The organism is Stackebrandtia albiflava (assembly GCF_007994225.1).
Lineage (GTDB): Bacteria > Actinomycetota > Actinomycetes > Mycobacteriales > Micromonosporaceae > Stackebrandtia > Stackebrandtia albiflava.
Window position 1 is genome coordinate 260,737 of sequence record NZ_VLLL01000008.1, and the last position, 23,359, is coordinate 284,095.

A 23,359-nucleotide genomic window follows, 5' to 3' on the forward strand; every position below is an offset into this window, starting at 1 on the left:
CCGGTCCGGCGCCATGCGACCACATCGGAGGGAGCCTGGATGGATTCGGCCACCGTGGAGAGACTGGCGACGAGACTGCGTGCGCTGGCGACCACTCGGTCCTCGGCCTCGGGGGCCGTGACCGTGACGATTTCGTCCGGTTCGGGCCCCCGGGTCCGCATCGACGACGAGGCACGCCTCGGGCATGACGAACACTCACTGGCCACCGAGATCGAATACACCGTCTACATCGTCGAGGAGGAGTACTTCGGCGGGCTCATGGAGATGTCGAGACGGGTGTGCGGACGGCTCGGAATCCCGTGGGACGACACGGCGGCACCGGAGGACCGGGCGTGGTCGGAGGTCGAGGCACTCGGCACCGGCGAATCCGACGACGGGGCGGTCCGGGTGACCGTCTTCGACGGGATCGGGATCGCGGTGGAGTTCCGGCACAACGCGGTCCGGCGTACCGACGTGTCCACGGTCGCCCTGGAAACCGGACTGGACCAGGCGATGGCCGCCGCCCGGCGGGAACGCCGCCGGGCGCTCGGCCGGGCGCGCGCCGCGAGAAGGGGAGATTGACCATGCAGGTGGACACGGCCGCCATCCGCAAGACCGGCGACACCCACTATCCGGCGGTCGCCGACGAGTTCCAGCGGGTCGGCGACGGTATCGGCGGCGTGCAACTGGACGCGGCCCTCGACGACCCCGGGAACGCCGAGGTGAAGCAGGGCGAATCACAGGCGGCGCTCAACGGTTTCATCTCCTGCGTCGCGCTGGTCATGACCACCAGTGCCGACTATCTGCGCGACTGCGGAGACGTCCTGGTGACGATGGCCGACGAGTACGACTTCCTCGACGGCGAGACGGCGTACGGCATCGAACGCCCCTCGTCGGGATTCGACGAGCCACAGGAGGAGTGAGATGAGCGACGAGGTCGAGGACCACGCCGCGTTCATGAGCGCGTACGAGGGCCGCTGGGAACGGTTGCGACTGCTCGCGACGAAGAAGGTCGGCGAGGAACTGTCGATGCTGGGCCCGAACAATCCACAGAACCTGTACCGGGCCGGCGACCTGTTCGACGGCCTGGGCCGGTTGGACATGCTCATGGACGAGTTCGACGCGGTGGACCTGTTTCTGCGCGGTTTCGTCGAGTCGTGCTGTTTCCCTAACCTCGACTGCGCCGACATCGACGAGGCGATCGGCACGATCGGTGACAATCGTGACTCGATCTTCATCGAGAGGGACGTCGGTAGGATCCACGTCGGGCTCGACACCTGGAACACCGAGGACCGCACCGACCTGAACGAGGGCGGCGTACTGGGTGTCACCGAGGGGCCCGCGGAGCTGTTCAAGAAGTACTATGCGGACACCGTCAATCCCACCCTGGTGCGACAGGACCGCCTGATGGGCGACGCGATCGAATCCCTCAAGGCGTGGAAGACCCTGGTCACGGAGAACCGGCTCGTACCGTTGACCCTGTTGGACGACGTCATGAAGACACTGCGCGAGTACGAGCCGTTGGAGGGGTTGGTCTCGGCGACCATCCACATGGCGTTCACGGTGGTGGGCCTGGTGGCCGGGTCGGTCACGGTCGGAGCCGGGGCGGTGGCGTCCGATCTCATCGCCACCAAGGTGATGGAGGAGTTGGAGTACGCCGACGCCGGCTGTGCGGTGGAGGTGCTTCACGAGCTCCGGAACACGGCCATGTACCTCACCACCGAACGGGTGGAGGTGATCACCGACTTCACCGCCAACCTGGAGGACATGACCGACCAGGTGAACGACTCGGCGCACGAGTACGTCTGCAAGCGGCCGTCGCAGTTGGACGACACCGGGCCGACGGTGTACGTCTGACCCTCCCTCCCGAACGCCTTGGGTGGCCTGGGGCCCATCGACATGCCTCGAATAGGGCTGAATGTCCGAATTCTGCGGGGCCTGTGCCCACCCAAGCCGGGCCTGTGCCCACCCAAGCCGGGCCTGTGCCCACCCAAGGCGGGTGGTCAGCGGGAGCGGGTCGCCGGGCGGGCGCGCAGGTGGGCGCGTTCGCCCTGCCTGCCGAACAGGCTCAGGAACTCGACGGGCTCGGAGTCGGCGCTGCCGAACCAGTGCGGTGTCCGGGTGTCGAACTCGGCGGCCTCGCCGGGGGACAGCACGACGTCGTGTTCACCCAGGATCAGCCGGAGCCTGCCGTTGAGCACGTAGACCCACTCGTAGCCCTCGTGGGTCTGGGGAGTCGGAGGCGCTGCGTCGGTACTGCCGGGGATGACCAACTTGTACGCCTGGATGCCGCCCGGTCGCCGGGTCAACGGCAACATCGTCATCCCGTGGAGGTTCACCGGGCGCAGGTGGACGCGCGGGTCCCCGGTGGGCGGGGCGTCGACCAGCTCGTCCAACGTGACGCCGTGTGCCCGTGCCAGCGGCAGCAGTTGCTCCAGCGTGGGGCGGCGGCTGCCGGACTCCAGCCGGGACAGCGTGCTCACCGAGATGCCGGTGACGGCCGACAGTTCGGCGAGGGTGGTGTCCCGTCGCTGCCGGAGCATGCGCAGTCGTGGCCCGACGGCGTCGAGCGCGTCGCCGATGTAGTCACTCATCCCACCAGTTTGCCAGAACGGCAAGAATGTTTGCCGGTTTCATGGCAGAGTCGGCACGCTGGCCTCGGAGGTGTTGACCATGACGTTCCAGATGAACGACGAATACGACGCCGTGGTGATCGGCGGCGGAGCCGCCGGACTCAACGGTGCGCTGATGCTGGCGCGCAGCAGGCGGTCGGTCGCGGTGATCGACTCCGGTGAGCCGCGCAACGCGCCCGCCGCGGGAGTTCACGGCCTGCTGGGCAGGGAGGGTGTGCCACCCGCCGAACTGTTGGCACGCGGGCGGGAGGAGGTGACCGGATACGGCGGCCACCTGTTCACCGGAGAGGTCACCGAGGTGACACGTGACGGTGACCGGTTCACCGTGTCGTCGGCCGACGGCCGGACCGTCCGGGCACGTCGGCTCCTGGTGACCGCCGGACTGGTCGACGAGTTGCCCGACGTCGCCGGGCTGCGCGAACGGTGGGGCCACGACGTCCTGCACTGTCCGTACTGCCACGGCTGGGAGGTGCGCGACCAGGCCATCGGTGTCCTGGCGACCGGCCCCATGTCGGTGCACCAGACGTTGTTGTTCCGGCAGTTGAGCGACGACGTGGTGTACTTCCGCCACACCGCACCGGCCCTGGACGCCGAGCCCGCCGCCCAGCTCGCGGCGCGCGGCATCCGCGTCGTCGAGGGAGAGGTCACCGGTGTGGAGGTCGCCGACGACCGGATCACCGGCCTGCGGCTGGCGGACGGCACCGTCGTGAACCGGCAGGCGGTCGCGGTGGCGACCCGCATGGTCGCCCGTGCCGGATTCCTCGCCGGGATCGGGTTGGAGGCCGTGGAGCACCCCTCCGGAATGGGTGTGCACATCCCCGCCGACGCGGCGGGCCGCACCGACGTCCCCGGGGTCTGGGTGGCGGGGAACGTCACCGACCTGTCGGCCCAGGTGGGTGCCGCCGCCGCGGCGGGCGCGCTGGCGGGCGCCCAGATCAACGCCGACCTCGTGATGGAGGAGACCCGGCACGCGGTCGAGGCCCGCGCCGGATCATAGCCCCAGGTGAGGCGTGCGGCCCGCGCCGGCCGCCCACCACCGTCGAAGTCGGGGGACATCGACGTCGTTTCGCGTCGATGTCCCCCGACCTGGGCAGACTGCGGCTCGGCGGCGGTCCCGTTCTCTCAGTGCGTCCCACCGCCCGGCGGTGCCGGTCTCACGGCCCGCCGCCGGGCGAGCCCGCGCGCCGCCGCGACCACCTGTGGCGGAGTCGCCTCCCCGAAGGCGAAGCCGACCCTCTGTGGTGGCAGTGCGTCGGCGATCGGCACGAACCTGACACCGGCCGGTACCGGGTGACCGGGCGGTACGCACATGGCGTACCCGTCGCCCGCCGCCACCCGGGCGGCGGCCACGTCGATGCCGTGGACCTCCCCCCGGACCTTCGGGGTGAGACCGTGACTCGCGAAGGCGGCGAGTTCCCAGCCGCGAAGGCAACCGGAGCCGGAGTCGGCGGGCAGCAACAGCGGCTCCCCCGCCAGTTCGGTGAGCTTCACCGGCGAGGCCGCGAGCCGATGGTCCTCCGGCAGCAACACGTGCGCCTCGGTGACCTCCAGAGTGAACGCCCGCACCCGCGCCGGCGGCCGGTTCGCGGGCACCCGGTGGAACACGCCCGCGCCGATGTCGCCGCGCGCCACCGCCGACAGTTGCCCGGCGCAGTCCATCGGCACCGCCCGCACCGGCCGTTCCGGTGCGTCCGCCACGAGTGCGGCCAGCAGGCGGCGCAGCACCCCCGCGAGCCCGTACGCCCAGGCGATCCGGACGCCCGCCGGGGTACCGGAGGCGGCGGCACGGAGCGCCCGCTCGGCCGCGTCGAACGCCGCGACGGCCTGCGAGGCGTGTGAGATGTAGACCTCCCCGAGCGCGGTCGGTGTCATCCCGGTCGTCGTGCGATGGAACAACGCGCCGCCGACGTCGTTCTCGGCGCGGCGGACGTGTTCCGACAACGTCTGCGGTGAGACGAACAACGCCGCCGCCGCCGTCCGGACACCACCGGCCTCGGCGACCGCGAGCACGTACCGCATCTGTTGGACGTCCACGTCCCGATCCTGCCTGGAGTGTCAGGACGGACCTGACGGGGGTGTGGGAACACCGGACACGACACCGGATGAGCCCCCGGGATCGTCGTGTTGCAGCGGTCGTCCCAACGAAAACGAGGAGCCCACGTGGCCGAACTGCACATCCACACCGCCGGTGAGGCGGGACTGTTCGTCAACTCCTACATATGGGAGACCGAGACCGGAACGGTCCTGATCGACACCGGACTGCTCGTCTCCGACATCGCGGCGCTGAAGGAGCGGTTGGCGCGGATCGCCAGGCCGCTGCGCGCGGTGTTCGTGACCCACGCCCACCCCGACCACTTCAACGGCGTCCACGACGTCGTCGGCGACACCGGCGTCCCGGTGTACGCCACCGGGGAGGTCACCGCGGCGATTCGGGAGATCGCCGACGCGAAGCGCGCGCAGTGGGCGCCGGTGTACGGGGACGAATGGCCCCCGGTGACCGCCTACCCCACCGCCGAGCTGACCCACGGCCAGGCGTTGACCTTCGACGAACTGACGCTGACCGTCCACACCGTCGGGAAGGCAGAGAGCCACGCCGACAGCCTGTTCACCGTGACCGTTCCCGGCAGACCGCCGGCGGTGTTCGTCGGGGACCTGGCTTTCCACGGCACGCACCCGTACACCGCCGACGGCCACAGTGGTGCGTGGTTGGCGGCTCTGGACCGGGTGGCGGCCGAGGTGCCGGCGGGCGCGGTCCTGTATCCGGGTCACGGTGCCCCCGGCGACGTGACGATGCTCGACGCGCAGCGCCGTTACCTGACCCGGTACCGGGAGGAGGTGGCCCGCCTGGCCGCCGGTGCCACCACCCTGACCGAGGACGCCCTGGCCGAACTGGAGAAGCTGATGACCGGCTTCCTCCCCGACGCGCCCCTGACATGGATGATCGGATTGGGCGCGAACGCCGTAGCCGCGGAACTGAACGGAGTGAGATGATCGAGGAGACACCGGTGCGGTTCCGCACCGAGGACGGACTGACGCTGGCGGGTGTCCTGCGGGCACCGGCGGACGCGAAGGAAGCCGTCGTGTTCACCGGCCCCTTCACCGGGGTCAAGGACCAGGTGGTGGGCCGGTACGCGCAGGCGTTGGCGGAGCGCGGTTTCGCGACCCTCGCCTTCGACCACCGCAACTTCGGCGAGTCGGAGGGCACGCTGCGGCACCACGAGGACGCCGCCGGGAAGCTCACCGACCTGCGCGCGGCCGTCACCCTGTTGCGCGCCAAGGGATTCGACCGGGTCGGCATGACCGGGATCTGCCTGGGCGGCGGTTACGCGCTCAAGGCCGCGGCCCAGGACCCCCGCGTCTCGGCGGTGGCCTGTGTGGCGGCGGCGTTCCCGGGAGCGGCGACCGACTTCGCGGGGCGCGGTGAGGCGTACCGGGAGATCCTGGCGGGGCTGCTCGCCGAGGCCTGGACCGGCGACGGGGAACCCGTGTACCGCAAGGCCGTGAGCGACACCGACGAACCGGCGGCGATGCCCGGTGCGGAACCGTTCGCGTACTACGGCACGTCCCGTTCCGCGAGTCCACATTGGCAGAACCGGGTCACGGTGGCGTCGACGTACCAGATCATGACGCTGGACACCGTGCAGGCGGCCCGGTTGATCTCACCGACGCCGCTGTTGATCGTGCACGGCGAGGTGGACGAGTTCTGTTCGCCCGAGGCCGCCGCGCAGGTGTACGAGGCGGCATCCGAACCGAAGTCGCTGACGTGGCTGCCGACGACGAACCACATCGACCTGTACGACGTGGCCGAGTACGTCGACCCGGCGGTCGCACGGCTGGCGGAGTTCTTCGCCGAGCGGCCGTGAGTCCTCGGTGGCGGGCGGTCCGCCGTCCGCCACCGAGTCAACCGGGTTCGCCGGAGCCCGCCAGGCCCGTGCCGTCCAGGGTCACCGCGACGTCGGCGATCAGTTCGTCGACGAGTTGACCGGGTAGCCCGGACCGGACCACCACGCGGGCGCAGAGCGGCCCGGCGGGATCGGCCTGCGACCGGAACGTCGGTACGAACCAGCCGCGCGCGGCCATCCGCGCGGCGAAGTCGCGCACCGCGCGCCCGTCCGGATCGGTGTCCTGAAAGGACGACACCGGCAGGTCGGGCGCCGGATTCAGCAGCCGCACACCGGCCCTGGCCGCCATCATCCGGTTGATGGTCGCGGCGGCGTCCCGGCAGTAGCCGTGCGCCAACCGGTACCGTTCGATTGCCAACGGCCGCGTCAACAGGTGACGCTGCTGCAACACCGGTGCGGCGGAACGGGAGTACGTGAACCCCATCGGCGGCGCACCCGGGCGTCCGGTCGGTTGCCGCAACTCCGGCGGGCAGCACCCGGAGTCCCGCCACAGCAGCCACCCCAGGCCGAGCGCCGCCATCCCGAAGTTGTGCCCCGACGTGTTGATCGACACGACCCGGGGCAGCCGGAAGTCCCACGACAGCAACGGATCCAGGAACGGGGCCACGAATCCGCCGGACGCGGCGTCCACGTGCATGGGCACGTCCACACCCCGGAAGTCGGCCAACGCGTCCAGGGCCGCGGCCATGCCCGCGACCGGCTCGTACCGGCCGCTCTCGGAATCGCCGAGTATCGCGACCATGCCGATGGTGTCGGCGTCGCAGCTGCCCGCCAACGCCGCCGGATCGGGTTGGAGGCTCCCAGGGGCGGGCGGCACGGTCCGGAACTCGACCTGCCAGTAGGCGCAGAACCGGCGCCAGCAGGGATGTGCCGACCGGCTCACCACCAGGTTCGGCCGCCCGGCCGGACCCCTGCGACCGCGCCACCGCCGAAGGAGCGCCAGGCCCGCCAACAGGCACGCCTCACTGGAACCGGTGGTGGAGCAGCCGACCGGGTTCTCCGGGGTCGGGTGGCGCCACAGCCGTGCCAGGATGCCCAGGCAGTCGCGTTCGGCCGCCGCCATCTCCGGATGCGCCGCGCGGTGACCCAGATTGTGCCGCCGGTACCGGCGGTCGATCGCCGCCAGTTCCGGACACTGCCACAGACTCGAGTAGTCGGCGAGATTGCGTTCGGGCGCGACGCCCGTGGAACGGCGGAGCACGGCGGCGGCGTCGCCCGCGTCGCGGCCGGCCGGCGGATTGGTGGCGCCGGTGAGGAGGCACAGGGAAGTCAGCAGCACGATGGCACGTCCCTTCCGCGTCAGAGATGCATTCCGGACCCTCCCGGTTGGACGGTGGCGGCACTTCCCCGCCTGGCCCGGCAGCGGAACGCCACCGTGGCGACGCCTCGATCGCGTGCTGCCGTGAGTGACTGCCAGATTACTCCTCGCGAGTGGCCGGTGACAACCACTGATACGGCCCTGGCCAGCGGTGACAGCGTCCGTTTCCGCCTTCCAGGCGCGAGCCGGCGGCCGCCGGCGGCCTCGGGCGTCCCACATTGGCCCGAATGGTGTAGACCCGCCGCCTCACAGGTGCGGCACGCCGTTCGCCAGTTCGGCCGCGACCCGCCACAACCTCGCGGCGTTGTCGGGGTCCAGGGCGTAGGGCGCCACGCCCGGGACGTCCTCGGCGGGCCGGCGGAACACCGGCGCGACCCGCGCGCACGACTCGTGATAGCCGGGACCCTCCACGCCGTCGGCCACGGCGAGCATCACCGGGGTGGCCGCCGTCCGGGAGGCGTCGGTCGCCGGGTCGTCTCCGACTGAAGGCGATGGCGGAATCCGGTCGATCTCCGCGTGGCCGAGTCCGGCCGCGTCGGCGGTGATCCCGTCCGCCGCCCACAGGTGACCGATCGCGACCGCCGACAGGATGGCGCCGGTCTGCGCCTGGGCGTGGGCCGCCGCCGGATCGAACGGCCGGAAGTCGAAGTGGAGGTCGTCGAACACGACCGGCGAGTACAGATGCGCACGGGAGGCGGACGTCACCACGCGCGCCCCGCGAGCCGCCGCGAGCGCCGGGCGCAGCGCCCGGCACAGTGCCGCGTGCCCCACGACGTTCACCGCGAACTGGGCGTCCCAACCGCGTGGCGTCCGGGTCCGGTGCGGCAGCATCGGTAGCGCCGCCAGGTTCACCAGCATGTGCAGCGGCCCCCGCCACCGCTCGGCGAACGCCGCCACCGACCCCAGATCCGCCAGGTCGAGCGCGCTCACCTCGACCCGGGGATTGCCGGTGGTCTCCCGGATCTCCGACGCCACCCGGTCCGCCGGCCCCGCGCGGCGGGCGGCCAGTGTCACGGCCGCGCCCGCCGAGGCCAACGCCCTGGCCGTCTCGATCCCCACGCCGGTCGTGGCGCCGGTGACCACCGCCGAACGACCCGTCAAGTCGACCCCGGCCAGTACGTCCGCCGTGGTCGACCCGGGTCCGAGACTTCCCGACATGACCCGCCCTTCCGCCGGTTACGCGGTGGACCCTACCCACGCGCGGCACCGGAGGCGGGCGAGTCGGCGGAAACGACCCCCGTCTTACGGCGTTGTCGCAGGTCCTGCATAAAACACCGGATGCAGGACCTGCTCCGCCTTGCGAACGCACTCGACCGGACCGCTGCTCGCGACGAACGAGGACCGAAGTCGGCGTCTCAGACGGACCGGTCGGACACCGGCCGGTCCGAGGCGGCACGGGCGCCCCGGTTGCCGGGCAGCAGTCCCAACAGGATCATGCCGACACCCAGTCCGAGGTGCAGCCAGTTGTCGGCCGTGTTGACCGGCACGAAGTTGGCGGCGCTGTCGTGGTCGATGATCAGCCCGTACAGCCACAGGACGAGATAGATGATCCCGCCGCCCACCAGGAACAGTCGCGCTCCGCCGGCCGAGGCGGCCAGCGCGATGCCGGCGACTCCGAACAGCAGGTGCACGATGTTGTGCAGGATCGACACCTGGAAGATCCCCAGCAACATGGCACCGGACTCGTGGCCGGCGAAGCTGAGGCTGTCGTACTCGGTGGTGATGCCCGGTATGAACCCGGCGATACCCACCAACAGGAACACCACACCCACCAGCAGTGCCAGCACCTGTACAACACTGCGTCCGGTGCGGTCGGTTCGCGTGGTCATGATCGGCTCCTCCCTACCGGGGCGCGCCCTCGACGTGCCCTCGTGGGGATTACCCGGTGTGACGGGTCGTCAACCGGATGGATTGGTGTCGCCGCGTGCCGGGTAGTCGGCGGGCGAATCGACCACGACCAGGGGAGAAGACGATGAGCACCGTGACCGACATGCTGACCACCTACCCGGCCGACCTCGGCGGTGTCGACCGGGCGAAGCTCGCCGCCTGTATCGAGGCGTGCCGCGACTGTGCGCAGGCGTGCACCGCGTGCGCCGACGCCTGCCTGAGTGAGGACGACGTCGCGGCGCTGCGCAAGTGCGTCCGGACGAACCTGGACTGCGCCGACGTCTGCGCGACCACCGGCGCCGTACTGTCCCGGCACACCGAGTACGACGCCGCGTTGACCCGTGCCGTGTTGGAGGCGTGCGTCGTGGCGTGCCGGTCCTGCGGCGACGAGTGCGCCCGGCACGCCGACGCCATGGACCACTGCCGAGTGTGCGCCGAGGCGTGCCGCCGCTGCGAGGAGGCGTGCCGGGAACTGATCGCCGCCCTGTGAACCGCCGTCCCCGCGACGGGCGCGCGGCCCGTCCCGGGGACGACCTCCGTCAACCGGTCCGATCGCTCCGGCGGGCCTGCCACCAACCGAGCACCAGGGCGGCCAGCAGTGCCACCAGGCCGATGATCAACAACCACTTCACCGCCTTGACGATCAGGCCGAGCAGGATCAACACGACGGCGACGACCCCGACGGCCACCAGCAGAGCGCGCATGGTCCCTCCATTCCACGAGTCGGCTGTGGACCTCTTTCCCCGAGGGCCCGTCCCGCAACCACGGGGAGGGTGACTTTCCCCGTCCGGCCCACGACGCCGCCCGGCGGTGCCAGACTGCTCACCAGAGACGGGACCCGACACGGGGGGTGGCGGTGACAGGGACCGAACGGGCCGCCGTGCGGCGGTTGATCACCGGGGCGGCCGAACTGGGCAGGCTGGAACCGGACCGGGTCAAGACCCTCCAGGAGACCGCCACGGTGGGGGACCCGTTGCTGGCCTTCGACTTCCTGGTGTCCCATCTGGACGACGCCGACGCGGCGCTCCCACCCGAGTACTTCGCCAAGGTGGTGTTGGCCGCCTACAAGTTGGGCGTGTTCGACGAACTCGACTCCGAGACCACGAGCGAGCCCACCATCGACGGCAACCGCATCCTGCGTGCCACCATCGACAGGCTCGACGAGAGTGTCACCTACCCGGCCTGATCCGGCGCGACGGCCGCGGCCAGCGCCGGGAGTATCCGGGACCGCCAACCGCCGCCGAGGAGTCTGCGGACGGCCTGTTGCGACTCGTCGGCGGTGTCGAATCCGGAGTGGACCAGCAGCACCCGGGTGCCGGTGCCCTCGCGCACGAGCCGCCAGGTCACCTCGGTGTCCACCCCGCCCGCGCGCCAGCCGATCCGCAACACCTCCGGGGCGGTGAACCCGAGGACCCGGCAGTGGACCACGCCGTCGAAACCGGTGCGGGGCACCGGCGTCGTGGTGAGGGTGAACCGGTGTCCCGCCTCCAGGCGGAAGTCGTTGGGCATCAACCAGCGCGCCATCCGGGCGGGATCGGTGAGCGCCCGCCACACCCGTTCCCGTGGGTGGGGGACGAACTGGTCGACCTCGATGCGCTCCTCAGCCATCGTCGTCCTCCTCGTCGAGCAGGTCTCGCAGTGCCGCCAACCGGTTCCGCCAGAAGTGCTCGTACGGCGAAAGCCACTCCGCGACCTCGGCCAGCCCGTCGCCCCGCAACCGGTAGTGGCGTTCCCGGCCGTGCCGGGTCTCGTCGACGAGGCCGGCCTCCCGGAGCACCTTCAGGTGCTCCGAGAGGCTGGGTTGCCGCATGTCGAAGTGAACCGCCAGATCGCGTACCGGTCTCGGGCCGTCCCGTAGCAGGTCGAGGAGCCTGCGGCGGACCGGGCTGCCGAGGGCGGCGAACACGTCGGCGGGCATCGATCACGTCCCTGGCGTCGGTGGGCCGGACAGCACTATGCCGTTGCCGTCCGGGTCGGTGAGCGTGCCGAACCTACCCCACGGGGCGTCCTGCGGGCCGTCGACCGTGACTCCGTGCTCCTTCAGGCGGGCGATGTCGCCGTCGATGTCGTCGGTCTGGAGGACCAGTCCGGCGACGCCGCCCGGTGGCATCTGCGGGAACCAGGTCACCAGTGTCAGGCCGGTGCCGCCGGACGCCGGTGCCACCTCCACCCAACGTGCGTTCTCGCCCATCGGGTTGTCCCGGACCAGCCGCAGCCCCAGGACCTCGGTGTAGAAGGCCAACGCGCGGTCCTGATCGGTGACGGGGACGGACACGAGCTGAATCGTCGAAATGTTCATGTCGTGAATATATAGGAAAAAACCTAACTATCGCACGCGGGTCCCCGGCGGCGGCGCGCACCCGCCCTAGCGCCAGGCGTCCAACACGTCCTCCGGCCCCCTGTCGCGGAAATCTCGGTATGGCGCGTATACGTCTCATACCCGGTCTCCGGCCGTCGGGCGACGCGCGTACCGGGCGGGCCGACGGCCGTCGGCGACGCGGCTCACACCCTCACGGGCGCCCGATATGTGGTCTCGTGTCACACTGCTGCGTCGGGTTCGGCCCGACGACCCCGATGAGGACCGGCTCGCCGCCGCCGACCGAAAGCCGCACCCGATGCAGATGACCTGGTGGGAGACCATCGTCCTGGGAGTCATCCAGGGCCTGACCGAGATGCTGCCGATCTCGTCCTCCGGACACCTCCGGCTCGCCTCCGCGCTGTTCTTCGACGCCGACGCCGGCGCCTCCTTCACCGCCGTCACCCAACTCGGGACCGAGGCGGCGGTCCTGCTGTACTTCGCCAGGGACATCGGCCGGTTCATCAAGGCGTGGATCCTGGGCTTCGGGAACCGTGAGATACGGTCCACCACCGACTACCGGATGGCCTGGTACGTCATCATCGGCACCATCCCGATCGTCGTCCTCGGAGTCCTGTTCACCGACCAGATCCGCGAACAGGCGCGCAACCTGTGGCTCGTCGCGATCAGCCTCATCGTGTTCGGCCTGCTGCTGGGCGCCGCCGAGCGCTTCGGTACGAAGCAGCGCGGCTTCGCCGACTTCCGGCTCAAGGACGGCATCCTGCTCGGTCTCGCCCAGGCCGGTTCACTGATTCCGGGCGTGTCGCGTTCCGGGGCGACCATCACCGCCGGACTCTTCATGGGGATCGACCGCGCCGTCGCGGCACGTTACTCGTTCCTGCTGGCCATCCCGGCCGTCCTCGGTTCCGGTATCTACAGCCTGGGCGACGTGTTCGAGCCCTCCGGCGCCGGACTCATACCCTCCGGCCCCCAACTCGCCGTCGCCACGGTGATCGCGTTCTTCGTCGGCCTGGCCGCCGTGCACTGGATGCTGCAGTGGGTGGCACGGCACAGCGTCTACATCTTCGTCTGGTACCGGGTGGCGCTCGGCCTGTTCGTCATCGCCCTGCTGTCCACCGGCGCGATCGAGGCCACCTGATGTCCGACCCGGGCAATACCATCGCCGCCGTGACCGACATCGACGAACACGGCCGTCCCGAGCCGCTACCGGCCGCCGACGAGACCACCACACTGTTGGGCTTCCTGGACTACCAGCGGGCCACCCTGGCGTGGAAGTGCGAGGGCCTCGACGCCGCGGGCCTGTCGGCGAGAGTCGCTTCCTCCACCATGACGCTGGGCGGACTGCTCAAGCACATGGCGTACGTGGAGGACCTGTGGTTCGGGCGGTCACTGGCGGGCCGCCGCCCCACCCCGCCGTGGGACACGGTCGACTGGAACGCCGACCGGGACTGGGAGTGGCACTCCGCCGCCGACGACACCCCGGAGGCGTTGCGTGCCCTGTGGCGGAGCGCGGTGGAGCGGTCCCGTGCCCTGGTGGCCGAGCTCCCGCCCGGCGAGGGGATGGACCGTCTCGCGGCGACCGCCTGGTCCGACGGGCGTAGACCCAGCCTGAGATGGATCGTGTGCCACATGATCGAGGAGTACGCCCGGCACAACGGGCACGCCGACCTGCTGCGCGAATCGGTGGACGGTCGAACCGGAGAGTGACGGCGGTCGGTCTCGCAGAGCCGTGACGGCTCAGCCCAGTTCGACACCCCGGTCGGTGAAGTAGCCGACCGGGTTCACGGCGGTCTCCGGCCACGCCGGGTACGCCGAGTGCGTCTCGAAGTGCAGATGCGGCGCCGAGGAGTTGCCCGAGGAACCGATCGCGCCGATGACCTGCCCGGCGGTCACCTTCTCACCGACCGACACCTCCGGCGCCGACGCCATGTGGCAGTACCGGGTCAACGTCATGTCGGTGTGCAGGATCTCCATGTACCACCCACAGCCGAACACCTGCGGAGAACCGTCCACATCGCACGAGTACGCCGCCCCGTCACCGGTGTGGGCGTTGCACTCCACGGTGACGACGGTGCCGTCACCGGCGGCCAGGATCGGGGTGCCCTTCGCGGTCAGGAAGTCCACGCCGTTGTGCCCCGGGTTCCCGGGCGGCTGGAACTGCTGCGCACTCGCCACCCCCGGCACCGGGTGCGTGTACCGGCCGGCGTCCAACACCGGGCGGCAGTCGATCTCGCCCTGCAACAGGTTCACCAGGATCGCGGCGGTCGGCTGGTGCGCGGCGTACCCGGCCCCCTGCCGTGCGCCCTGCACCTCCCGCGCCACCTGCGCCGGCGGCATGTCCCGCCAGCCGTCGACGTCCACCATCGCGTCGAAGAACCGGCCCGCCGCGAACCCGGGCTCACGCCGCTGTTCCACGGTCCCCCAGTCGGCCGACTGGGCGAAGACACCCGCCGCCTCCGACTCCTCCGCCGGATCCAGGTTCCGCAGCCCCGAATCGGTCATCGCGGCGGTGACACCGATCAACGACGCCGACTCCGGCAGGCCACGCTCCGTCGCGATCCGGTGGATCATCAGGGCGTTGTCGATCTGCTCCTGAAGGAAACCGAAGGTCGCGATGCCGACGGCCGCGTCGGACTCCACACAGACCGGTGCGGACTCCGGCGCGTCGGCGGCGGCCGGTGGGGCGGCGGCGAGCACTCCGGCGAGCACGAACGGCGCGGCGGCGAGCACGGACAGAACGGATCTCATCGACCATCCCGAGGGGTGACCGGCCGCGGGACGGCCGGGGGTCGGCCGGGGAACAGGGGGGTCGGCCGACACTTCAGCGAGGGGTGACCGGAACTATACGAGTCGGCCACGCAGGGTCGTCAAGGCCGGGACCCGCCCGATGCCGGATCGTTACCCTCCGCGACGCACCGGCCGTGGCCAGGGGTATCACCCCGTCACAGTGGTGTACCGAGCGCCGCCGGTGTGGTGGCGGCGGTCACCGGTCCCCGGCGGCGGTCGCCGGGCCGATGCGCAACAGCCATCCGACGTAGCCCCACAGCACCAGGGCGCACGCGATACCGACGGTCCCCAGCGTCACCGGCAGGGGCAGGCCGATCGCCGCCAGGCAGGCGCCCAACACGGCCACCGCGACGAAGATCCACGCGATCCACCGGAACTCCGGCATGCCGAACGCCTTCGCCAGCGGGAGGAAGTGGATCCCCACCACCACCGTGATCATCGGCGGGATCCAGGTCTGCGCGTCCAGCAGGTTCGCCACCGCGACCACCACGAAGATCCCCGCCACCTGTCCCAGGTTCACCAGCATGAAGACCCGGCCGGTGCGCTGGAACATCTCCTGCTCACCGGTGCGGTTCAGCCGCCGCGCCGACGCCACGAACAACACCACGGCGGCCACCGCGCCCAGTCCCATGAGCACCGGCGACACCCCGGCGGACAGGCCGCCGGTCCCTGCCAGCCACCACAACAGGCCGAAACCGGCCATCATCCACGCGGAGCCGCGGCTACCGTCTCGCCCGGTCGCCCGGCTCATAGTCGTCACGAGCGGCAACGCTAGCGCATCACCCTCCACACCCGTATCGAGTGATCTACATTCCTGCGTCGGCGGTCACTTCCGGGCGACCCGGCGGCACCCCTCCGGAATCCGTGCGTATGCCGGTGCCGCCCCGCCGGTGATCCGGTCCGGCGACCCGTACCGGCCGCTACGCTCGGCCCCGGGGGTGGCGGATGCGTTGCGTGGTGTTCGGGGCGACCGGGTACATCGGTGGCCGACTCGTGCCCGAACTGCTGAACGCCGGGCACCGGGTCCGGGTGGCGGCGCGCCAACCCGGCAAACTCGCCGACGCCGAATGGGCGGACGCCGTCGAGGTGTGCCGCGCCGACGTCACCGACGCCGCCTCGGTCGCCGACGCCGTCGCCGGGCAGGAGGTCGTCTACTACCTGGTGCACTCCCTGCACTCCGCCGGCTACCGCGACATCGACCGGCGGGCCGCGCGACACGTCGCCCACGCCGCCCACGAGGCGGGCGTACGACGGATCGTCTACCTCGGCGGCATCGTCCCGGACGCCGCGCACGTGTCCGAGCACCTCCGTTCCCGCGCCGAGGTGGGCAGGATCCTCCTCGACTCGCCGGTACCGACCGTGGCGTTGCGCGCGGCCGTCGTCCTCGGTTCGGGGTCGGCGAGCTTCGAGATGCTGCGATACCTCACCGAGCGGCTGCCGATCATGGTCACGCCCCGGTGGGCGCGCAACCGCGTGCAACCCATAGCGGTCCGGGACGTCCTCCATTACCTGAGACGCGCCGCCGAACTGCCCGACGGACTCGACCGCGGCTTCGACATCGGCGGCCCCGACGTCGTGACGTATGTGGGCCTGATGCGCCGGTACGCGCGTGCCGCCGGCCTGCCGCGCCGGGTCGTCCTGCCGGTGCCGGTGCTCAGTCCGTGGCTGTCGGCGCAGTGGGTCGAGTTCGTCACCCCCGTACCGCGCGCCATCGCCGTTCCGCTGATCGGCTCGCTCATCAACGAGGCGGTCTGCCACGACCACGACATCGCCGCGTACATCCCCGACCCGCCCGGCGGACTCACCGGATGCGATGACGCGATCCGGCTGGCCCTGGCCCGGATCCGCGACACCGACGTGCCCACCCGCTGGTCGGACGCCTCCACCCCCGGGGCGCCGTCCGATCCGCTGCCCACCGACCCCGGCTGGACCGGCGGCTCCCTCTACACCGACACGCGGCGCCGCGAGACCGACGCCGATCCCGCCGAGGTGTGGCGGATCGTCGAATCGATAGGCGGCGAACACGGCTGGTACTCGTTCCCGCTCGCCTGGGCGGTCCGCGGCTGGATCGACCGGCTCGGCGGCGGTGTCGGACTGCGACGGGGACGACGGGACCCGCACCGGCTGCGCGTCGGCGAGGCGCTCGACTGGTGGCGGGTGGAGCACCTCGACCGGCCCAGGACGTTGCGGCTGCGCGCCGAGATGCGGGTGCCGGGACGCGCGTGGCTGGAACTGTCGGTCGCGCCCCGGCCCGGAGGCGGCGCGGTGTACCGGCAGCGGGCGGTGTTCGTCCCGCACGGCCTCGCCGGACACCTGTACTGGAAGGCGATCGCGCCGTTCCACGGCATCGTGTTCGGCGGAATGGCCCGCAACATCACCGGAGCCGCGGGCAGGGTCGTGGCGCCGGGACGGGCCGGCGCCACGACCGGACGTCAGCGGCGGTAACCGCCGTCGTCGTGGTGCTGGTCGCCGTAACGCGGCGGCGCGGCCGTGGCGGTGCGGCCGTCGTAGTCGTAGTCCTCCTGACCGTAGGCGTCGTCGGCGTAGGGGGACCGTGCCGCCGGTTGCGGCTGGGTCTGCCCGGCGCCGTAGTCACCGGACGTGTCGAACGGGTTGACCGGGCGGTCGTCGTAGCCGTGCTGGTCGGCGGGCACCTCCAGGGTGCGGTCGTAGCCCCCGGCGGGGGTGTCGGTGTCCCCGGGCGACAGGGTCGTCCCGGCGAGGCTCGCGGTGTCCAGGTCCTCGCGTTCGGGTTCGCCTCGTCCCCGCCACCGGGCCGGGACGACCGCCGACATCAGCAGCAGGGCCGCGACGGCCACGATGAGGCCCGACTCACCGGCCACACCCACCGATTCACGGGGCAGCATGAAACCGGTCGTGGCCTCCGGCAGGGTGATCGTGAAGACGTCGGCGCGGAACAGGGCGAAGCCCGCGACGAAGACGACGCCCACCAGCACCGGGCCGGCGGGACTGAGCCGGGTGACGGCCAACAGGCCGAGCAGGATTCCGGCGGCGGCGAACATGACGATGGCGACGAGGCGGTCGGGGGCGCCGTCGTAGTCGGCGTACGTGGAGGGGTTGAGCCCGATCTGGCCCGCGCCGATCAGCAACCAGGCGAGCGGGGCGATGACGATGCCTGCGAGCAGGCTTGCGATGTGCCGCATGGGGGTCTCCTAAAAACGGGGTGCGGTGTCGCCGTGAGCCATCCTTGCGCATCAGCGCTACCCGTGTGAGGCAGTATGGGGCGACGCCGCTGTCTCACCGCCGAGAGAGGTACCCATGTCCGCCGAAGTCTTGTGGAATCCGCCCAGCGATGCCGCGACGACCACCAGGATGGGGCGCTACATCGAATGGCTCGCCGACCCGGCCGTCACCGACTACGACTCGCTGTGGCGGTGGTCGGTGGACCGTCCCGGCGACTTCTGGGCGTCGATCTGGCGTCACTTCGAGGTGGGGCCGGGTGACGTCACCGGCGAGGAGGCGCTCGCCGACGCCACCATGCCCGGGGCGGTGTGGTTCCCCGGAAGGACGCTCAACTACGCCGAGCGGGTACTGGCGGCGCCCGGCCGCGCCGACGAGGACGTACTGGTCGTGGCGCGCAGCGACTCCCGGGCCCCCGTCGCGCTGACCCTCGGTGAACTCCGGGACCGGGTGGGCGCCTGCCAGGCGGGGCTGCGCCGACTGGGCGTGGAACGCGGCGACCGCGTCGCGGCATACCTCCCGAACATCCCCGAGGCCGTGGTGCTGCTGCTGGCGTGCGCCGGGATGGGCGCGGTGTTCTCCAGTTGCGCGCCCGAGTTCGGTACCCGCAGCGTGTGCGACCGGTGGCGGCAGATCGCGCCGAAGGTGCTGGTGACCGTCGACGGATACCGGTACGGCGACAAGCACGTCGACCGTCGTGACGAGGTCGCGATGATCCGCGCCGAGCTGACCGGCCTGCGGCACGTCGTCGCGCTCGACTACACCGGGAACCCGCTGCCCGACACCGTCGACTGGAGTGACCTGCTGTCGGCCCCGGCCGCACCGGAGTTCGCGCCGCTGCCCTTCGACCACCCGCTGTACGTGCTGTACTCCTCGGGCACCACCGGCCTGCCCAAACCGATCGTGCACGGGCACGGCGGCATCACGCTGGAACACCTGAAGATGCTCGCCCTGCACCACGACCTGGGGCCGTCCGACCGGTTCTACTGGTTCTGCACCACCGGCTGGATGATGTGGAACTACCTCGTGTCGGCGCCGCTGGCCGGCGCGGCGATGGTGTTGTTCGACGGCAACCCGACCCACCCCGATCTGGCGGCGCAGTGGCGGCTGGCCGCCGACACCGGGATCACGAACTTCGGCACCTCCGCGCCGTACCTGTTGGCGTGCCGCAAACGCGGGATCCGTCCCGCCGAGATCGCCGACCTGTCCCGGCTGCGCGGCATCGGCTCGACCGGTTCACCGCTGCCGCCGGAGGGTTTCGAGTACGTCTACTCCGACATCGCGCCGGACGCCATGTTGACCTCGCTGTCGGGCGGCACCGACGTGTGCACCGGTTTCGTCGGCGGTGCGCCACTCGTTCCCGTCTACAAGGGAGAGATCGCCTGCCGGTGTCTGGGCGCCAGGGTCGAGGCCTTCGACTCCGAGGGCCAGCCCGTCGTGGGGGAGCAGGGCGAACTCGTCATCACCGCGCCGATGCCGTCCATGCCGGTGGGCTTCTACGGCGACGAGGACGGCTCCCGGTATCGCGAGGCGTACTTCGACACCTACCCGGGCGTGTGGCGGCACGGTGACTGGATCACCGTCACCGAACGCGGCACCTGCGTCATCACCGGACGCAGCGACGCCACCCTCAAACGCGGCGGGGTCCGGTTGGGCACCGCCGAGTTCTACTCGGTCGTGGAGGCACTCGACGAGGTCGCCGACTCCCTGGTCGTGCACCTGGAGGACCCCGACGGCGGAATGGGAAGACTGCTGCTGTTCGTCGTTCCCGCGTCCGGCGTCGAGGTGGACGCCGTACTGCGCAAACGCATCGCCGCCGAACTGCGCGGCAACCTGTCACCCCGGCACGTACCCGACGAGCTGCACGCGGTCCCGCGCATTCCACGCACCCTGTCCGGCAAGAAGCTGGAGGTGCCGGTGAAGAAGATCCTCACCGGCACCCCGATCGAGTCCGCCGCCGCCACCGGCGCGCTCGCCGACCCGGACTCACTGCAACCGTTCCTGGCCTTCCGGAACGCGGGCACCGGCTGACACGATCACGCCGGCCCGGAGGCGGCCTTCCCACGGCGGGGCCGCCCGGCGACCAGTAGGAGCAGCGACACCGCCTGACCCACCGCCAGCACCACGACACCGGCCCGGAAACCCGCCGTGCCGCCTCCCGCCGTGGTCCAGGCGAGCGCGGTGACCGCGGGCGCCACCGTGCTCGCCATGGTCCGCACGGTCGCGAACAGGCCGCCGGCCGTACCGATCATGTCGGGTGGGGTCGCGGCCATCAGGCCGGTGTTGACGGGACCGTTGAACAGGCCACCGCCGACGCCCAGGATCGCCATGCGCCACATCAGGTCGGGCAGCCCGGCGTCGCCGTCCAGGGTCAGCAGTCCCACCAGTCCGGCCAACGTGACCACCGCCCCCGCGAGGGCGACCGTGTGCGGCCCGAACCGGTCGGCCAGCCAACCCGCCACCGGTGACACCGGCGCGATCGTTCCGCTGAACACCAACAGCGCCAACCCCAGACCCTCCGGACCGGCGCCCATCCGCTCGGTCACGAAGTAGGGGAGCAGGAACGACACCAGGCCGACGAGCATGCTCGCCAGGAACAGGCTCAGCAGCGTCAGGCCCATCACCCGGCCGCGCAGCACGCCGACCAGCGGGCGCGAGTCGCGGAGCCGCAGCCACGCCGCGAACAACGCCACCGATATGGCCAGCAGGACCGCGCCGGTCGCCGTGGATTCGGCCAGCCGCTCCACGCCCGACAGCAACGCCACCATCGCGCCGCCCATCACGGCCGCGCCCCGCCACAGCCGCGCGGACGGTACCGGCAGCCCCCTGCCGTCGCCGCCCAGGGAACGCCACGCCACCCACACGGCGGCCACCACGACCGGCAGCTTCAACAGGAACACCGACCGCCATCCCCAGGTGCCCGTCACCAGGCCGCCCAACGGCGAACCGATCAGGCCACCGACCGTCATGATGGTGATGACGTAGCCGATGGCGCGGCCACGCTGTCCGGTGTGGACACTGGAGGCGACGATCGGCATGTACACCGCCATCGTCAACGCCGCCGCGACGCCCTGGAACAGCCGGGCCGCCAACAGCATCCAGAACCCGGTGGCCAGTCCCGCCACGAGACTGCTCACCGCGACCCCGGCCATCGACAGCAGGAAGACACGCCGCACGTCGGCGCGGTCGGCCCACTGTCCGGCGGGAATCGCCACGGCCGCCATCGGCAGGGCATAGGCCAACAGCACCCACGCGGTGTCGGCGGGGCTGACCGAGAAGTGCTGCCCGATGTCGGGAAGCGCGATCGAGGCGATGGTCAGGTCGGAGGTCACCACGACCATGGCCAGGGCCAACGCCACCACGGGAGCCCAGCGGGTGGTAGTGGGAGGGTCTGCGATGCGAGTCATGCCGGAACGCTATGGCGGGTCCGGCACGGGCGGCATCTGTCGATCGACCGGTGCCGTCGACACCGCCGCCCTCGGCGTTCCGCACCACCGGAACGGCACCCGGGTACCGAACCCGCGGGCCGTCGCCCACCGGCACCGCGACGGGGTGACCGATACGGCGACCGATCGGCGGGACCCACGACCGGTCACGTGACAGATGCCGCCACCCCCGGCGTCTCCGTAACTTCGAGACCGACAACACGACACCCGTCATCGAGGAGGAAACGTGTCGGAGAAGCCGCTCAAGTTGGCCGTCATCATCGGAAGCACCCGCAAGGGCCGGTTCGGGCCGGTCCCCGCCAACTGGATCGCCGAACGCGCCCGCGCCCACGGCGACTACGAGGTGGACGTGATCGACCTGATGGAACTCCGCCTGCCGGTCGACATCGGCCACCACGAGGAGGGCGAGGACGACTACCCCGTCGTCGTGGAGCTGGGGCGGCGACTCGCCGCCGCCGACGCCTTCGTCGTCGTCACCCCCGAGTACAACCACAGCTACCCGGCACCGTTGAAGGCCGCGATCGACTACTACAACGACGAGTGGAACGCCAAACCGGTCGGTTTCGTGTCCTACGGCGGCATGGTCGGAGGCCAGCGCGCCGTCGAACACCTCCGGCAGGTGTTCCCCGAGGTCCACGCCGTCACGGTCCGCGACACCATTGCCCTCGTCAACTACTGGGGCCTGTGCGACGAGTCCGGCGCGCTCAGGGAGAGCGTCGAGGCCGACGCCGCCGCGAAGAAGCTGCTGGACCAGTTGGCGTGGTGGGGGCGGTCGCTTCGCGACGCCCGGAACCGCACGCCCTACCGGCGCTGACCCCGGCCACGCCCCGGCGGGCCCAAGGCCCGGAACCCCTGAGACGAGGAGACCATGTACGCGATACGACAGTACGAGTTCGGCGGCCCCGAACGACTCCGGTACGAGGAGGTGCCGGACCTCGCTCCGGCGCCCGGACGGGTACGGATCGCCGTCGAGGCGGCCGGCGTGCACCTGCTCGACACCGTCATCCGCAACGGAGACGACTCCAACCCGTTCGGGCGGGCCGACCTGCCCATGACGCCGGGGCGGGAGGTCGCAGGGACGGTCGACGCCCTCGGTGACGGAGTGGATCCACAGTGGCTCGGCAGGCGGGTCGTCACCCACCTGGGCATCGCCAGCGGCGGATACGCCGAACAGGCCGTCCGGGAACCCGAGGCGCTGCACGTCCTCCCCGACGGACTCACCGCGTCGGCGGCCGTCGCGATGATCGGCACCGGCCGCACCGCCCTGGCCGTTCTGCACCAGGCGCCCGTCACGGCCGGTGACGTGGTGGTGGTGACCGCCGCCGCCGGGGGTGTCGGAACGCTGCTGGTCCAGGCCGCGCTGGCGGCCGGCGCCGCCGTGGTGGGCCTGGCGGGCGGACGGCACAAACTCGACCGGCTCGCCGAGGTGGCTCCGGGAGTGATCGGCGTCGACTACACCGCGCCGGACTGGCCCGAGGCCGCGCGACGCGGCCTCGCGGGCCGTGAACCGACGCTGCTGTACGACGGTGTGGGCGGCGAGCCCGCCCGCCTGGCCATGGACATGCTCACGGTCGGCGGCAGGATCGTCCTGTTCGGCTGGTCGTCCGGCGCGCCGATCGGATTCACCGCCGACGACCTGTTCGCCCGCTGCCTGTCCGCCCAGGTGACACTCGGCCCGGCGCTGCTGCGCGGCACCGGCGGCCTCCGTCCACTAGAGACCAGCGCGCTCGCGGCGGCGGCCGAGGGACGGATGACACCACTGGTGCGGGAGTTCCGGTTGGCCGACGCCGCCGCCGCGCACACCGCCTTGGAGGCGCGCGAGACGGTCGGCAAGGTGATACTCCGGACATGACGGTCGTCCCGGCTTGACTTACACCTAAGTGCAACCC

27 protein-coding genes are annotated in these 23,359 nt (G+C 71.2%); 14 read left to right on the forward strand and 13 right to left on the reverse strand.

Translation table 11 applies throughout. The features are described 5' to 3' along the window. Window positions 1-39: 39 nt before the first annotated feature. The 3 genes from LX16_RS22180 to LX16_RS22190 are packed head-to-tail and all read left to right on the forward strand — an operon-like array spanning window position 40 to window position 1,836. Window positions 40-561, forward strand: a complete 522-nt coding sequence (locus LX16_RS22180; RefSeq protein WP_147142706.1) for a hypothetical protein — start codon at window positions 40-42, stop codon at window positions 559-561. Then, complete coding sequence (locus LX16_RS22185) at window positions 558-902, forward strand: hypothetical protein (protein WP_147142709.1); 345 nt, start codon at window positions 558-560, stop codon at window positions 900-902. Before LX16_RS22180 ends, LX16_RS22185 begins: the two co-directional genes overlap by 4 nt. 1 nt (window position 903) lies before the next feature. Next, window positions 904-1,836 (forward strand): hypothetical protein, encoded by a 933-nt coding sequence (locus LX16_RS22190; RefSeq protein ID WP_147142714.1) that lies wholly within the window; start codon window positions 904-906, stop codon window positions 1,834-1,836. A gap of 146 nt (window positions 1,837-1,982) precedes the next feature. Here LX16_RS22190 and LX16_RS22195 read toward each other — a convergent pair whose 3' ends face one another. Further along, the gene (locus LX16_RS22195) at window positions 1,983-2,573 is read right to left on the reverse strand and encodes a helix-turn-helix domain-containing protein (RefSeq protein ID WP_147142717.1); all 591 of its coding nucleotides are present in this window, start codon (window positions 2,571-2,573) and stop codon (window positions 1,983-1,985) included. Window positions 2,574-2,652: 79 nt separating this feature from the next. On the opposite strand from LX16_RS22195, the gene LX16_RS22200 reads away from it, so the two are divergent. Next, on the forward strand, window positions 2,653-3,609 hold the full coding sequence (locus LX16_RS22200; protein WP_147142720.1) for an NAD(P)/FAD-dependent oxidoreductase: 957 nt from the start codon (window positions 2,653-2,655) through the stop codon (window positions 3,607-3,609). Between the two features lie 125 nt (window positions 3,610-3,734). Here the strand turns inward: LX16_RS22200 and LX16_RS22205 are convergent, their stop codons facing one another. Next, a complete protein-coding gene (locus LX16_RS22205) occupies window positions 3,735-4,646 on the reverse strand; it encodes a LysR family transcriptional regulator (protein ID WP_147142723.1) in 912 nt (303 codons plus the stop codon). Between the two features lie 126 nt (window positions 4,647-4,772). On the opposite strand from LX16_RS22205, the gene LX16_RS22210 reads away from it, so the two are divergent. Together LX16_RS22210 and LX16_RS22215 are read left to right on the forward strand one after the other, a co-directional pair. Continuing rightward, window positions 4,773-5,603, forward strand: a complete 831-nt coding sequence (locus LX16_RS22210) for an MBL fold metallo-hydrolase (RefSeq protein WP_158645692.1) — start codon at window positions 4,773-4,775, stop codon at window positions 5,601-5,603. Continuing rightward, window positions 5,600-6,475: an alpha/beta hydrolase gene (locus tag LX16_RS22215; protein WP_211354693.1), complete on the forward strand. Its 876-nt coding sequence runs from the start codon at window positions 5,600-5,602 to the stop codon at window positions 6,473-6,475. Before LX16_RS22210 ends, LX16_RS22215 begins: the two co-directional genes overlap by 4 nt. Before the next feature lie 37 nt (window positions 6,476-6,512). Here the strand turns inward: LX16_RS22215 and LX16_RS22220 are convergent, their stop codons facing one another. From LX16_RS22220 to LX16_RS22230, 3 genes are all read right to left on the reverse strand, one after another. After that, window positions 6,513-7,793 carry a pyridoxal-dependent decarboxylase gene (locus LX16_RS22220; RefSeq protein WP_158645693.1) on the reverse strand — a complete coding sequence of 427 codons (1,281 nt, stop codon included), beginning with the start codon at window positions 7,791-7,793 and terminating at the stop codon, window positions 6,513-6,515. 285 nt (window positions 7,794-8,078) lie between these two features. After that, window positions 8,079-8,990, reverse strand: a complete 912-nt coding sequence (locus LX16_RS22225) for an SDR family NAD(P)-dependent oxidoreductase (RefSeq protein ID WP_147142735.1) — start codon at window positions 8,988-8,990, stop codon at window positions 8,079-8,081. A gap of 197 nt (window positions 8,991-9,187) precedes the next feature. Next, window positions 9,188-9,661, reverse strand: coding sequence for a DUF4383 domain-containing protein (locus LX16_RS22230; RefSeq protein ID WP_147142740.1), 474 nt, complete (start codon window positions 9,659-9,661; stop codon window positions 9,188-9,190). Window positions 9,662-9,804: 143 nt separating this feature from the next. On the opposite strand from LX16_RS22230, the gene LX16_RS22235 reads away from it, so the two are divergent. Then, window positions 9,805-10,209: a four-helix bundle copper-binding protein gene (locus LX16_RS22235; RefSeq protein WP_147142743.1), complete on the forward strand. Its 405-nt coding sequence runs from the start codon at window positions 9,805-9,807 to the stop codon at window positions 10,207-10,209. 49 nt (window positions 10,210-10,258) lie between these two features. Here the strand turns inward: LX16_RS22235 and LX16_RS26935 are convergent, their stop codons facing one another. Then, window positions 10,259-10,423 (reverse strand): hypothetical protein, encoded by a 165-nt coding sequence (locus LX16_RS26935; protein WP_170283883.1) that lies wholly within the window; start codon window positions 10,421-10,423, stop codon window positions 10,259-10,261. A 152-nt stretch (window positions 10,424-10,575) separates the two neighbouring features. On the opposite strand from LX16_RS26935, the gene LX16_RS22240 reads away from it, so the two are divergent. After that, complete coding sequence (locus LX16_RS22240) at window positions 10,576-10,905, forward strand: hypothetical protein (protein WP_147142745.1); 330 nt, start codon at window positions 10,576-10,578, stop codon at window positions 10,903-10,905. Here the strand turns inward: LX16_RS22240 and LX16_RS22245 are convergent. Genes LX16_RS22245 through LX16_RS22255 form a run of 3 tightly spaced genes read right to left on the reverse strand, consistent with a single transcriptional unit; the run spans window position 10,893 to window position 12,018 of the window. After that, window positions 10,893-11,327 (reverse strand): SRPBCC family protein, encoded by a 435-nt coding sequence (locus LX16_RS22245; protein WP_147142748.1) that lies wholly within the window; start codon window positions 11,325-11,327, stop codon window positions 10,893-10,895. The genes LX16_RS22240 and LX16_RS22245 overlap by 13 nt on opposite strands. Then, the gene (locus LX16_RS22250) at window positions 11,320-11,637 is read right to left on the reverse strand and encodes an ArsR/SmtB family transcription factor (RefSeq protein ID WP_147142751.1); all 318 of its coding nucleotides are present in this window, start codon (window positions 11,635-11,637) and stop codon (window positions 11,320-11,322) included. The genes LX16_RS22245 and LX16_RS22250 overlap by 8 nt, the downstream gene beginning before the upstream one ends. A 3-nt stretch (window positions 11,638-11,640) precedes the next feature. Beyond that, complete coding sequence (locus LX16_RS22255; RefSeq protein ID WP_147142755.1) at window positions 11,641-12,018, reverse strand: VOC family protein; 378 nt, start codon at window positions 12,016-12,018, stop codon at window positions 11,641-11,643. Window positions 12,019-12,340: 322 nt separating this feature from the next. Between LX16_RS22255 and LX16_RS22260 the strand changes: the two genes are divergently transcribed. Continuing rightward, on the forward strand, window positions 12,341-13,174 hold the full coding sequence (locus LX16_RS22260; RefSeq protein ID WP_147142998.1) for an undecaprenyl-diphosphate phosphatase: 834 nt from the start codon (window positions 12,341-12,343) through the stop codon (window positions 13,172-13,174). A 29-nt stretch (window positions 13,175-13,203) separates the two neighbouring features. Then, complete coding sequence (locus LX16_RS22265) at window positions 13,204-13,743, forward strand: DinB family protein (RefSeq protein WP_147142757.1); 540 nt, start codon at window positions 13,204-13,206, stop codon at window positions 13,741-13,743. A gap of 30 nt (window positions 13,744-13,773) precedes the next feature. On the opposite strand, the gene LX16_RS22270 is transcribed toward LX16_RS22265, so the two are convergent. Next, window positions 13,774-14,784: a M23 family metallopeptidase gene (locus LX16_RS22270; RefSeq protein WP_147142760.1), complete on the reverse strand. Its 1,011-nt coding sequence runs from the start codon at window positions 14,782-14,784 to the stop codon at window positions 13,774-13,776. Window positions 14,785-15,019: 235 nt separating this feature from the next. Next, a complete protein-coding gene (locus LX16_RS22275; RefSeq protein ID WP_147142763.1) occupies window positions 15,020-15,583 on the reverse strand; it encodes a hypothetical protein in 564 nt (187 codons plus the stop codon). Between the two features lie 185 nt (window positions 15,584-15,768). Between LX16_RS22275 and LX16_RS22280 the strand changes: the two genes are divergently transcribed. Next, on the forward strand, window positions 15,769-17,268 hold the full coding sequence (locus LX16_RS22280) for an SDR family oxidoreductase (RefSeq protein ID WP_147142766.1): 1,500 nt from the start codon (window positions 15,769-15,771) through the stop codon (window positions 17,266-17,268). Here LX16_RS22280 and LX16_RS22285 read toward each other — a convergent pair. Beyond that, window positions 17,256-17,987 carry a hypothetical protein gene (locus LX16_RS22285; RefSeq protein ID WP_147142769.1) on the reverse strand — a complete coding sequence of 244 codons (732 nt, stop codon included), beginning with the start codon at window positions 17,985-17,987 and terminating at the stop codon, window positions 17,256-17,258. The genes LX16_RS22280 and LX16_RS22285 overlap by 13 nt on opposite strands. A gap of 115 nt (window positions 17,988-18,102) precedes the next feature. Here LX16_RS22285 and LX16_RS22290 point away from each other — a divergent pair, with 115 nt between their 5' ends. Continuing rightward, entirely contained in the window at window positions 18,103-20,055 is a 1,953-nt protein-coding gene (locus tag LX16_RS22290; protein WP_147142772.1) for an acetoacetate--CoA ligase, read from the forward strand. A 5-nt stretch (window positions 20,056-20,060) separates the two neighbouring features. Here LX16_RS22290 and LX16_RS22295 read toward each other — a convergent pair whose 3' ends face one another. Continuing rightward, window positions 20,061-21,431 carry an MFS transporter gene (locus LX16_RS22295; RefSeq protein ID WP_147142775.1) on the reverse strand — a complete coding sequence of 457 codons (1,371 nt, stop codon included), beginning with the start codon at window positions 21,429-21,431 and terminating at the stop codon, window positions 20,061-20,063. A 265-nt stretch (window positions 21,432-21,696) separates the two neighbouring features. Between LX16_RS22295 and LX16_RS22300 the strand changes: the two genes are divergently transcribed. Next, entirely contained in the window at window positions 21,697-22,284 is a 588-nt protein-coding gene (locus LX16_RS22300; protein ID WP_147142778.1) for an NADPH-dependent FMN reductase, read from the forward strand. 54 nt (window positions 22,285-22,338) lie between these two features. Then, window positions 22,339-23,322 (forward strand): zinc-binding dehydrogenase, encoded by a 984-nt coding sequence (locus LX16_RS22305; protein WP_147142781.1) that lies wholly within the window; start codon window positions 22,339-22,341, stop codon window positions 23,320-23,322. Window positions 23,323-23,359: the final 37 nt, after the last annotated feature.